We start from the raw sequence: 11,095 nt of genomic DNA on the forward strand, positions 1-11,095 counted from the left end.
ATACATAAGGATTAAGTGTATGAACCAAAGTAATATCGCTGTTGAAAGGACACAGAAGAAAAGCAATGCCTATGCATGGTATGTGGTGATACTTTGTATGTTGGCATATATATTTTCATTTATTGATCGCCAAATTCTAGCGCTGATGATTGAACCCATCAAAGCAGATCTCCAACTTTCAGATACCCAATTTAGTTTGTTACATGGTCTTGCCTTTTCACTATTCTACGCGGTTATGGGATTACCACTCGCCTATATTGCTGACCGTTTTTCACGACCAAAACTGATTTCAATCGGGATTATTGTTTGGAGCCTGGCAACAGCAACTTGTGGTTTAAGTAAAAACTTTATTCAACTGTTCTTGAGCCGTATGGCGGTAGGTGTCGGTGAAGCTGCTTTATCGCCAGCTGCTTATTCAATGTTTAGCGACATGTTTAGTAAAGACAAACTAGGCCGCGCTGTTGGGATTTATTCAATTGGTGCTTTTTTGGGGGGCGGTATTGCCTTTTTAGTGGGTGGCTATGTCATTAACTTGCTTAAAGGCGTGACACTTATTGAAGTTCCACTATTAGGCGCACTTAAAGCATGGCAAATTGCCTTTTTAGTGGTGGGGTTACCCGGCATTATTATTGGGTTGTTATTTATTTTGACCGTTAAAGACCCTGCGCGTAAAGGTCAACAGCTCAACCAACATGGACAAGTCGACCAAGTTAAATTCACACAATGTCTTCAGTTTATTAAAAAACATTCGAAAACATTTGCTTGTCATTATTTAGGTTTTACCTTTTATGCAATGGCTCTCTACAGTCTGACTAGCTGGACACCTGCATTTTATATCCGTAAGTTTCAACTTGCGCCGACTGAAACAGGCTATATGCTCGGTACCATTCTGTTAATTGCAAATACATTAGGCGTGTTCTGTGCAGGCTGGCTAAACGACTGGTTTATCAAAAAAGGCCGTCAAGATGCACCGATGTTCACAGGCGTTATTGGTATTGTTGGTCTGATTATTCCAATTGCATTTTTTACCCAAACAGACCAGCTTTGGCTTTCAGTTAGCCTACTGATTCCGGCAATGTTCTTTGCTTCTTTCCCTTTAGTGATTTCGGCAACTGCTTTACAGATGTTAGCTCCTAACCAATTTAGAGCACGACTTTCTGCCCTCTTCCTTTTAGTGAGTAACTTAATTGGACTCGGTATTGGTACAACATTGGTGGCTATTATCACAGATAAAGTTTTTGGTAGTCCGTTAATGGTGGGTTCTTCTTTATCTATTGTGGGTGGTTTGTCTTGTGTACTGGCTTTAATTCTGCTTTTTAAAGGCTGCAAATTCTTTAGTGAAAGTATGAAACTTGAAAAATTAAATTAATAGGTCTCAGCGTTTGCAAAAAAGTACTCTCTATCTAAACGCTTAGAGAGTACCGAAATATTCAAAATTAAGTATTGCCGAGGACTGGCATACATCTGGGAAATGGATTATGGAATTATTTCACCGTTTTAAACCACATACTTTAGCTGTTGCCACTTTATTACTGATGTGCAGCAGCTCATGGGCCGCAAATCCAAATCAGCAAACTGAAGATGAATGGAAATTCACTTTAAAAAATGCTTATATCAATCGTAATTTTGATAACGCTGCACTCAAAGATACAGGCAGTTGGTCTCAGGCAGCATCGTTATTTTATAAATCAAAAATGCATGACACTCCGTTAGTCATAGCAGACAAGCCCATTACGATTGGGGCCGATGCTTCTGTTCAATACGCCGTGCGCTTAAGTTCAGACAAACATGTCGCCGACACAGTTTTGCCTTTTAATAAAGAAACGCAATCTCAGGCATCAGACTATCTAAAATATGGCGCGACTTTAAAGCTAGGTTATGACAAAACACTTTTAAGTGTTGGTGAACTTTGGTTAGATTTGCCAGTAACGGCTGTAGATGCCAGCCGCCAGTTACTCACTTCGTATTGGGGAACCAACCTAAAGTCGCAACTTTCAGATCAGCTTTATGCTGAAATTGGCCGAGTAGAAAAAGTATCACCACGAAATGAAGAAGACTTTAAAAAGTTTTCTTTCACGTCAAATGGAATTACTAAAGAATCTGATGGCCTTAACTACATTGACCTGCGCTATCAATTTACACCGTCACTCAAGGGTGAATACTACTTTGGTAATTTAGAAGATCTGTATAACAAGCATTATGTAGGACTTGAACATACGTGGAAGCAACCATCTTTTGCTTTAACCTCTAAGTTTAAATACTTTAATACAAAAGATGATGGTAATACTTTTGATATTGATGCAGAGAACATTGGATTACTTGAAACCGTCAAAGTAAAAAACCACACCTTTGGTTTGGGTTATCAACAAATTATTGGTGAGTCAGCTTATCCACTACCAGATGGTTTCTTACCGGAAACTTATTTCATTAATTGGAATGCCACTGGCTTCTTTAAAGAAGATGAAAAGTCTTACCATGTCATGTATGGCTACGACTTTAAAGATTATGTACCAGGCCTAAATGCAATGGTGAAATATGTTTACGGTCATGACTTTAAAGCAGCAAATGGCGAGAAAAACCACGAAACTGAGTCAAATGTGATTTTAAACTATGCGTTTCAGCAACCTTTCCTAAAAGGCGTGGCCCTGCAATACATTCGAATTGATTACAACGTAAAACATGGTAATGACTTTGGTGAAGACCGCTTGTTTGTCAATTACACCAAAAAATTCTAAATAAAAATTACCCCCTAAAGTTTAGGGGGTAATTTTTTATCCTAATTTATTAACCAACTTTAATGGTAAAACCTTCATGGCAATACTCATTGGTAACCATGGCCACTGTGGTACATACGCTTTTACAGGTTGTTTTTCTATCGCTTTGACCAAAGCTTTACATCCTGTTTTGGCATCGACTTCAAAAGGTAAATGTTTAGCGCCTTCATTCATTTCAGTTCGGATGTAGCCTGGGAAAATGGTTGAAACTTTAATTGGGGTATCCAGTAATTCAGCACGAATACCTTCGGCCAAGTGAGCCACCGCAGCTTTACTGGCCGCATAAGTCGATAAGTGTTTTGGTAATCCGCGCATCGCACTCATGGATGACATCACCACCAAATGACCGGCGTTTTGTGCTCTAAAAATTTCAACCGCTGCTTCACATTGCGCTAAAGCAGAAATAAAGTTCGTTTCAGCGGTTGCCTTATTAATTTCAAAATTACCTTTACCAATACGACGGCCATTTCCGACTCCCGCATTTACAATAATTCGGTCTAAATAGCCAAACTCTTGTTTAAAGGCGCGAAATACTTCAAAGACCTGATCGTAATTCGTGACATCTAGACTTTTTGCAATGACTTTAATACCGTACTCATTTTCAAGTTCAGTTTTTAAATCTTCCAATCTGTCTAAACGGCGTGCACAAATTGCTAAGTTATAGCCTTTGGCTGCAAATTCATGAGCCATACCCGCGCCCAATCCAGAACTTGCACCTGTAATTAAAATTGTCTTTGCCATGCTTTTATCCTTATTTTTAAATCCATGTCAGTAAATCTGGACGCTCAGCTTTTATAAAATGGTGTTCATTTAAGCTTAAAACCTGAGCTTCATTTCCAACCAAACGCAAAGTGGTGAGGCTTGTATTAGTAATTGCCCAATTCAAAGCAAATGTTCGACTGGGGCTCAGCTCAAGCAGCTTGCCAATTGCTACGGAAATCACGCCACCCGAGGTAAAAACAACAGCATACCGAGGCTTAGTTTTTGCCAAATCATCACAAAGTTGCTGCAACGCCGTTTCAACTCTATTTTTAAAATGCGGCCAAGACTCATCATACTCATGATGAAAATCACCATCTGTCCATCGTCCAATGGCGCCTTCGAATATTTTGGCAAGATAAGCACGAGGGTTTTGTTCTTGTGCTACGTCAGCTTTTAACAGTTCAGGCTGTTCAAAACGTGGTTCATAGCGTGCAAAAACTTGTTGATGGTTAAACTCATTCCATAAATTATTATGATGAATCACCGCATCTGGAAAGCATTCATTGAGTGCGAGCTTTGCAGTTTGCTCATGGCGCTGCATAGTCCCTGCAACCACATAAGGCTTTTCTTTCAATATTTGCTTAAAATAACGACCTAACAAAGTCGCTTGAGCCTCACCATTTTCAGACAGCTCATCATAGTTACTTTTACCAAATGATGCCTGACCATGTCTTACCAGATAAATTGTGGTCATTTTCTTAAAATACCCTGTATTTTCTGTAGAGATTGCTGAGCAAATTCTGAGTCTTGCAGTTTTTGCTGCGCGATAAGTTTCAAAGCTCGAATATGTAACGCATGAATGACAATCCAGAAATCTTTAAAAGCAGGATTTCGAGTTTGTTTATGGTAATAACGATAATAGATTTGCTGGGCAATTACTGCTAATCGGAATACACCAAATACTTCATAAAAAGCCCAGTTTTGAGGTTCCAGACCTGTTTTTTGCAAATAATAGTCAACGACTTCTTTTCGAGAGAACATTCCCTTTAAGTGAGTAGGCTGACGGCGTGTTGATCTAAAAATCATGTTATCCGTTGGCTCAACCCAATAGGCCAAAGCACTGCCCAAATCCATTAATGGATCACCCAAGGTCGCCATTTCCCAATCCAGCACACCAATTACTTCTGTTGGATGTTTCGGATCTAAAATCACATTATCAAAACGCCAATCATTATGAATAATACAAGTTGTAGAGTCTTGAGGGATATTATCGTTTAGCCATTTTCGAACATATTTAAATGAAGGAACGTTGATTGTGCGGACTTTCTCATAGCGCTTATCCCAACCTTCAACTTGTCTACGGCAATATCCTGTACCTTTACCTAGTTCAGCTAAAGGTGTGTTCTCATAAGGAACTTGATGTAGCTCAATCAACTTATCAATAACATTCACACAAAGCTCATGAACATCTTCTTCATTAAAACCAAGTTCACGCGGTAATTTTGCACGAGGAATAATACCTTCAATGCGTTCCATGACATAGAAATCACAGCCAATGACCGATTCATCCTGACAAAGTGCCACCATTTTAGGAAGTACTGGATAATAAGGTGCAAGGTTTTTTTGCACCATATATTCACGGGCCATATCGTGGGCCGATTTCGCTTTTGTTCCTTTTGGAGGACGTCGTAAAATTAAATCGGTATTTTCATACTTTAAACGATAAGTCCAGTTCGACGCCCCACCTGTATATTGAGTAACGACCGCTGGGCCAACCAATTCAACACCTTGGTTTTTTAACCAGTTTTCAACTGCCCCAATAGCAAGCTCTTCACCTTCACGTACTTCACCGCCTATATCAATTACCGACATATTCACTTCCTTTAAACTTATACTTTCTTATGACGACCATAACCACGTTTGACTAATTCTAATTTGGCAATCATGCCTTTATGTACTTCATCTGGTCCATCAGCTAAACGCAAGCTGCGTGCTTGAGCAAAGAAACCAGTTAATGGTGTATCTCTTGAAACGCCCGCACCGCCATGTAACTGAATCGCCATGTCGACTACTTTTTCTAAAACGCTCGGAGCGACCACTTTAATTGCAGATATTTCTGTTAAAGCAGCCATATTTCCTAAAGTATCCATTTTATAAGCAGCATACAAGGTTAAAAGTCTAGCTTGATCTATGGCTACCCGCGCATCGGCTACACGTTCAAGGTTTCCACCAAGTTTTAAAATTTCTTTTCCAAACGCCGTTCTAGACATGCCTCTATCAATCATAAGTTCTAGAGCTTTTTCAGCAGCCCCAATGCAACGCATGCAATGGTGAATACGTCCTGGTCCTAAACGACCTTGGGCAATTTCAAAACCTTGACCTGCACCACCAATAAAGTTTTCGATAGGCACTCGAACATTATTAAAGTGAACTTCACCATGTCCATGCGGCGCATCGTAGTCACCAAACACAGGTAACATCCGCTGAATTTCAATACCTGCCGTATCAATCGGTACTAAAACCATAGAGTGTTGGTGATGGCGGTCTTTGGTTTCATCAGGAGTGTGCGCCATAAAAATAATGACTTTGGCATTTGGATCACCTAAGCCAGAAGACCACCACTTTTTGCCATTTAAAACAATTTCATTACCTTCGATTAAGGCAGTCGCTTGCATATTGGTTGCATCACTTGAAGCAACCTCGGGTTCAGTCATACAAAAAACCGAACGGATTTTGCCGTCCAATAAAGGCTGTAACCAGTGTTGTTTTTGCTGCTCACTACCATAGCGCCATAACAATTCCATATTTCCCGTATCTGGTGCATTACAGTTAAAAACCGTAGGCGCCAATAAACTACGACCAGTTAATTCGGCTATATGCGCATATTCTTGAACAGTTAATCCAGCACCCAGCTTTTCATCGGGTAAAAACATATTCCAGAGGCCAGCTTCCTTCGCTTTAGATTTCAGAGTTTCTAAGAGCTCTGGCCATTGCCATTTTTTCCAGTTTCCATCTGGATTTAATTCATGAACTTCTTCCCAAAATTTTGCTTCAACAGGTTCTATTTCTTCTAAAATAAATTTTCTAGTTCGCTCGGTGAAGTCCTGAGCTTTTTTTGAGAGTTCAAACATTCTTTTTTTCCTTTACATCATTATCTGGTCTTTACATCAACATAACTTGAAACTTAATATGAATGAAATGATTTTATTAAATAACACCTCATGAATAATATTCATAACCTTCACGGCCTAGACCTAAGCTTTTTTCACCGAATTGATATCAATTTATATCCACTTTTTATCGCGATTTATGAGCAAAAAAGTATTTCAAATGCGGCAAGTAGTCTCAATATTACGCAGTCGGCAGCCAGTCATGCTTTGCAGCGTTTACGCCAACAACTTGAAGATGATGTATTTACACGAGTAGGCAATAAAATGTCTGCTACACCTTTTGCCGAGCAGATTTACCCAACTGTTAAGCAAGCACTTTTAACCATTCAAAATATTAGCCAACAGAAACACGTCTTTGATCCAACAAGTCTAAAAAATTTAAAAATCGCCGTGCATGATGAAATTGAGCCGATTATTCTTCCAAGACTCGCTCAACACTTTCAAAATCTTAATTTAGACTTGCAGTTTGTCAGCATGAAGCTAGATCGAAAACACATCATGGCGGATTTGGCAACCCAGCAGCTCGATTTCGTGATTGACCTAGAACAATACTTATCTCCAAAAATTACTTTTGATCATTTAGTAACAGACGAGTTCGTCATTTGTAGTCAACTTAAAGAGGTCGATTTATCTCGTTATATTAGTGGTCGACATATCGGTGTTTCGTCACGCCGTACAGGCGCCTTACTTGAAGATATTTATTTAAACCAACACCAAAAAATTTCTAGAAATGTATTTATGCGCTGTCAAAACTACTCAACGGCATTACAAGTTTTGGGAGCTCAAGCCGACGCAATACTCACTATGCCCCGAATGATTTTGCAGCATTTGTCTTATAGTTCTGAAATTTGCTTACATTCCCTACCTTTTGAGATAACCAATATTAAAATGGGTATGTTTTGGCACGAAGATTTAAGGGATAATTTAAGGCATCAATTTTTGCGACATGAAATTATTAAACTTTTTCAATAAAGCAAATTGATCTATTAAGCTTCTATCGTACAAGGACCAGTAATGAGTAAAGATGAACGGATAATCCAGAATCAGGACAATAAAAAAACGATTCGTCATGAAGATTACATTGCTGGCATCGGTAAAGGCATGTCAATCTTAGATAGCTTTAGCAGTAATCAACATCGTTTAAATATTTCTATGGCTGCTGAAAAAACTGGACTTACCCGAGCGGCAGCAAGACGTCATTTATTAACTTTAGAATATTTAGGTTATCTTGAGTCAGATGGTCATTATTATTATTTAACTCCGAAAGTTCTTAAATTTTCAGGAGCTTATTTAGGTGCAGCTCAGCTTCCAAAAGTGTCTCAGCCTTTATTAAACCTTCTAACTAACCAGACCTCACTTATTTATTCGGTGATGGTACTTGATGGTTATGAAGCCATTACCATTGCCCGTAGTGCTGCCCACCAACAAACTGATCGTGTAAATCCATACGGCTTACATTTGGGTAACCGCTTACCTGCACATGCGACATCTGCGGGTAAAATTTTACTGGCACATTTAAGCCAAGAAGAACAATTGGACTGGCTTCAAAAATATCCTCTTCAGCGTCTAACCAAGTATACGCATGTTGAAAATGATAAATTTTTAGAGTTACTACAAGAGATTCGAGAACAAGATTGGTGTTACTCACGTGAAGAACACGAATTAGGCGTTCATGCGCTCGCCGTACCAATTTATGGACAAGACTTTAAAGTTGTTGCAGCTTTAAATATTGTCTCTCCGACCATGAAAACAACTGAAGAATATTTAATTCAACACATTTTGCCTTTATTGCAAGAGACTTCGCGCGATTTGAGACAAGTTCTTTAAATCTTACTTAGGCTATTTTGTTGAGTAATTATGATTCAATGAATCTGCTTAGGCTATTTCTAAAAATAATTAAATGGTATTTTTAAATAACGGATGCCATTCTCTTCACGTGCCGGAAAATTTCCTGCATTCATATTAATTTGTATTGAAGGCAAGATTAGTTTTGGCATTGCTAAAGTTGCATCTCTTTCTTGACGCATTTTTATGAATGACTCTTTAGAAACTTGTCGGTTTAAATGAATATTGCTTTGCTTTTGAGTTTTTATATCTGTTTGACAGATGTATTCATCACGGCCTTCGGGCTTATAGTCATGGCATAGAAACATACGCATATCGTCAGGAAGTGTATAAAGTTTTTGTACCGAATCATAAAGCTCAGCAGCACTTCCTTTAGGAAAATCGCATCTGGCCGAGCCGTAATCAGGCATAAATAAGGTATCGCCAACAAAGACAGCATCACCAATTACATAGCTGAGACAAGCCGGTGTATGTCCTGGTGTAGGAATGTTATAGGCTTCTATATCCCCTATTTTAAAATGTTCATGATCTTTAAATAAATAATCAAAAGTTTGATTTTCATTAAATTTCTTAAAATCAAAGTTATAAATAGCTGAAAATGTTTCTTGTACAATTGAGATTTTTGTACTAATTGCGATGTCACCGCCCAATTTAGATTTTAAATATTGGGCCGCTGTCATATGGTCGGCGTGAACGTGGGTTTCTAAAATCCATTGCACTTTAAAGTTTTGAGCCAAGACATAATTGACAATCAGATCAGCATTGGTTGTTGTTGTAGTTGCCGAAGCTGCATCATAGTCAAGCACACTATCAATAATTGCGCATTGACGAGTCGCTAAATCTGCAACAACATAGCTAAAAGTATTGGTGTTTTCATCAAAAAAATCTTTTACTAAAGGTTGTTGCATAGCTTTAATTTCCTTTATTTAAGACTCGGTAAATAAACATTCCTAATAACATGGCCACAATAAAATAGAGCGCTTCAAAATGTCCTAATCCGATGAGTGTTAAAGCAGGCGCTGGACATATGCCTGCCACTCCCCAGCCTATACCAAAAATAAAAGCACCAACAATTAACCTTTGGTCAATCTGTGTAGTCATTGGTAATTGAATTTGTTCATTAAAAAGTGTTTTTGGATTTTTAATCGCTTTTTGAAACGGAATAAATGCCACAGCAATCGCTCCTAACATCACAAACATTAAGCTAATATCCCACTGCCCAAAAATATCTAAAAAACCTAATACCTTTTCTGGATTAGACATGCCAGAGATCATTAAACCTAATGAAAATAAGCTACCAAATAAAAAAGCAAAAATGTTTTTCATAAGATTACCCCATCACATGACGAATGATATAAACCGTTAACATGCCAGCAAACATAAAAACTGCTGTCGCTATCATCGAGCGTTTTGATAACCTGCTCATACCACAAATACCATGACCGCTTGTACAACCCGACCCTAACCGTGTTCCAAAGCCTACAAGTACACCTGCTAGAATAAGTGCAAATGTATTAGCTTTAATTTCAATTTCAGGCTGATAAAAATAACCATATATGAAAGGTGTAATCACGAGTCCCGCAATAAACCAGAATGCCGAACTCTTAAAGGTGTCTTTAGTAGGATTGATGATTTGAGCAAGCAATCCACTCATTCCGGCTATACGACCATTTATATATAAATATCCAACTGTTGCGATACCGAGTAATAAACCACCCAAGAAGGCATAGACAATATTTGACATATAACCACTCTTAACAATATATATTTTTATAATATGTATTATACGCTGATTCTTTTAGAAATACTTAAAGTAAAACGTTTAAGCTTATAATTCTTCTTAAAAAGAAAAAGCCCCAAGATTTTGGGGCCTTTATCATTAAATTAGATCTTTAATGCCTAATTGTTCAGGTAACTTTTCCATAACCTTATTCAATCTATTATTTGCCGGAGAGATACAACCTGTGTAATGGCTTAATTTTGTTTCTGTACCATTTGGATGAATCCAAGTAATGTAATAGCTAGACATGTCGGTTGCTGTTTGCTGGCAACCTGCAGTTTTTGATTGAGTTCCTGTTTCAGGACGATACGTTTTTAGATCATCTGCAAGTTTTTTATAATCTTTTACGCTACCTTGAATTTCTTTAACACCAATAGCTTTAGTGTATTGTTTACCTTCAAAGCGAATTAAACCTGTAGGTGTTACTTCTACAGAATAAATTGGACATGCACCAAAGCATGGGCTAGAAGCATAACGAATTGTCTCTTGTGTATTCGGTGCTTGCTGAACAGAAGCACAACCCATCAAAGCTAAACCAGATAAAGTTGCAAGAACCAAAAATCTCATCGTATCACCTATTATTATCAAGTGGCTTTAATTTATCAAATCATACACTTCTTGTCATTAAAGACTATTTTTTGTGATTGGTTTCATTAATTCATAAAACTTCTAGCTTAGGCTATTTCTATAATAATGAAATATTATGATCTAAATCGCATAAAAAAAGGCCCATCTTGCGATGAGCCTTAAGCCAATAAAAGCTTAAATTCCTGAAATACAAATTATTACTGAGTAGTAATAATCTGCGTCGACCATTCTAGCTC

Annotated in this window: 12 protein-coding genes; 4 read left to right on the plus strand and 8 right to left on the minus strand. The window is 38.0% G+C overall.

Going from position 1 to position 11,095, the window contains the following annotated elements; genetic code table 11:
- Window positions 1-19: 19 nt before the first annotated feature.
- Both HUN22_RS12045 and HUN22_RS12050 read left to right on the plus strand, forming a co-directional pair.
- Window positions 20-1,369: a spinster family MFS transporter gene (locus HUN22_RS12045; protein WP_125739616.1), complete on the plus strand. Its 1,350-nt coding sequence runs from the start codon at window positions 20-22 to the stop codon at window positions 1,367-1,369.
- Between the two features lie 109 nt (window positions 1,370-1,478).
- A complete protein-coding gene (locus HUN22_RS12050; protein ID WP_174729634.1) occupies window positions 1,479-2,735 on the plus strand; it encodes an OprD family outer membrane porin in 1,257 nt (418 codons plus the stop codon).
- A 36-nt stretch (window positions 2,736-2,771) separates the two neighbouring features.
- On the opposite strand, the gene HUN22_RS12055 is transcribed toward HUN22_RS12050, so the two are convergent.
- Genes HUN22_RS12055 through HUN22_RS12070 form a run of 4 tightly spaced genes read right to left on the minus strand, consistent with a single transcriptional unit; the run spans window position 2,772 to window position 6,607 of the window.
- Complete coding sequence (locus HUN22_RS12055; RefSeq protein WP_174729637.1) at window positions 2,772-3,515, minus strand: SDR family oxidoreductase; 744 nt, start codon at window positions 3,513-3,515, stop codon at window positions 2,772-2,774.
- 16 nt (window positions 3,516-3,531) lie between these two features.
- Window positions 3,532-4,230 carry a histidine phosphatase family protein gene (locus HUN22_RS12060; RefSeq protein ID WP_174729640.1) on the minus strand — a complete coding sequence of 233 codons (699 nt, stop codon included), beginning with the start codon at window positions 4,228-4,230 and terminating at the stop codon, window positions 3,532-3,534.
- A complete protein-coding gene (locus HUN22_RS12065) occupies window positions 4,227-5,348 on the minus strand; it encodes a phosphotransferase family protein (protein WP_174729644.1) in 1,122 nt (373 codons plus the stop codon). Before HUN22_RS12065 ends, HUN22_RS12060 begins: the two co-directional genes overlap by 4 nt.
- A 17-nt stretch (window positions 5,349-5,365) precedes the next feature.
- Complete coding sequence (locus tag HUN22_RS12070) at window positions 5,366-6,607, minus strand: acyl-CoA dehydrogenase family protein (RefSeq protein WP_174729647.1); 1,242 nt, start codon at window positions 6,605-6,607, stop codon at window positions 5,366-5,368.
- A gap of 90 nt (window positions 6,608-6,697) precedes the next feature.
- Between HUN22_RS12070 and HUN22_RS12075 the strand changes: the two genes are divergently transcribed.
- Together HUN22_RS12075 and pcaU are read left to right on the plus strand one after the other, a co-directional pair.
- Window positions 6,698-7,618, plus strand: coding sequence for a LysR family transcriptional regulator (locus HUN22_RS12075; RefSeq protein ID WP_174729650.1), 921 nt, complete (start codon window positions 6,698-6,700; stop codon window positions 7,616-7,618).
- A 42-nt stretch (window positions 7,619-7,660) separates the two neighbouring features.
- Entirely contained in the window at window positions 7,661-8,473 is an 813-nt protein-coding gene (gene pcaU / locus HUN22_RS12080; RefSeq protein WP_174729653.1) for an IclR family transcriptional regulator PcaU, read from the plus strand.
- A gap of 59 nt (window positions 8,474-8,532) precedes the next feature.
- Here pcaU and HUN22_RS12085 read toward each other — a convergent pair whose 3' ends face one another.
- From HUN22_RS12085 to HUN22_RS12100, 4 genes are all read right to left on the minus strand, one after another.
- The gene (locus HUN22_RS12085; protein ID WP_174729656.1) at window positions 8,533-9,399 is read right to left on the minus strand and encodes an MBL fold metallo-hydrolase; all 867 of its coding nucleotides are present in this window, start codon (window positions 9,397-9,399) and stop codon (window positions 8,533-8,535) included.
- Between the two features lie 4 nt (window positions 9,400-9,403).
- Entirely contained in the window at window positions 9,404-9,817 is a 414-nt protein-coding gene (locus HUN22_RS12090; RefSeq protein ID WP_174729659.1) for a DUF6691 family protein, read from the minus strand.
- 4 nt (window positions 9,818-9,821) lie between these two features.
- Window positions 9,822-10,235 carry a YeeE/YedE family protein gene (locus HUN22_RS12095; protein ID WP_174729667.1) on the minus strand — a complete coding sequence of 138 codons (414 nt, stop codon included), beginning with the start codon at window positions 10,233-10,235 and terminating at the stop codon, window positions 9,822-9,824.
- A 135-nt stretch (window positions 10,236-10,370) separates the two neighbouring features.
- Window positions 10,371-10,829: a DUF6438 domain-containing protein gene (locus HUN22_RS12100; protein WP_174729673.1), complete on the minus strand. Its 459-nt coding sequence runs from the start codon at window positions 10,827-10,829 to the stop codon at window positions 10,371-10,373.
- Window positions 10,830-11,095 lie beyond the last annotated feature (266 nt).

It is taken from the genome of Acinetobacter lactucae (assembly GCF_013344765.1).
Taxonomy (GTDB): Bacteria; Pseudomonadota; Gammaproteobacteria; order Pseudomonadales; family Moraxellaceae; genus Acinetobacter; species Acinetobacter lactucae_A.

What these genes read in the sequence shown, in the direction of transcription:
- HUN22_RS12090 (WP_174729659.1), bottom strand. Translation starts at nt 9,817, where the DNA reads ATGAAAAACATTTTTGCTTTTTTATTTGGTAGCTTATTTTCATTAGGT.
- HUN22_RS12055 (WP_174729637.1), bottom strand. Translation starts at nt 3,515, where the DNA reads ATGGCAAAGACAATTTTAATTACAGGTGCAAGTTCTGGATTGGGCGCG.
- HUN22_RS12085 (WP_174729656.1), bottom strand. Translation starts at nt 9,399, where the DNA reads ATGCAACAACCTTTAGTAAAAGATTTTTTTGATGAAAACACCAATACT.
- HUN22_RS12060 (WP_174729640.1), bottom strand. Translation starts at nt 4,230, where the DNA reads ATGACCACAATTTATCTGGTAAGACATGGTCAGGCATCATTTGGTAAA.
- pcaU (WP_174729653.1), top strand. Translation starts at nt 7,661, where the DNA reads ATGAGTAAAGATGAACGGATAATCCAGAATCAGGACAATAAAAAAACG.
- HUN22_RS12045 (WP_125739616.1), top strand. Translation starts at nt 20, where the DNA reads ATGAACCAAAGTAATATCGCTGTTGAAAGGACACAGAAGAAAAGCAAT.
- HUN22_RS12075 (WP_174729650.1), top strand. Translation starts at nt 6,698, where the DNA reads ATGAATAATATTCATAACCTTCACGGCCTAGACCTAAGCTTTTTTCAC.
- HUN22_RS12065 (WP_174729644.1), bottom strand. Translation starts at nt 5,348, where the DNA reads ATGTCGGTAATTGATATAGGCGGTGAAGTACGTGAAGGTGAAGAGCTT.
- HUN22_RS12095 (WP_174729667.1), bottom strand. Translation starts at nt 10,235, where the DNA reads ATGTCAAATATTGTCTATGCCTTCTTGGGTGGTTTATTACTCGGTATC.
- HUN22_RS12070 (WP_174729647.1), bottom strand. Translation starts at nt 6,607, where the DNA reads ATGTTTGAACTCTCAAAAAAAGCTCAGGACTTCACCGAGCGAACTAGA.
- HUN22_RS12050 (WP_174729634.1), top strand. Translation starts at nt 1,479, where the DNA reads ATGGAATTATTTCACCGTTTTAAACCACATACTTTAGCTGTTGCCACT.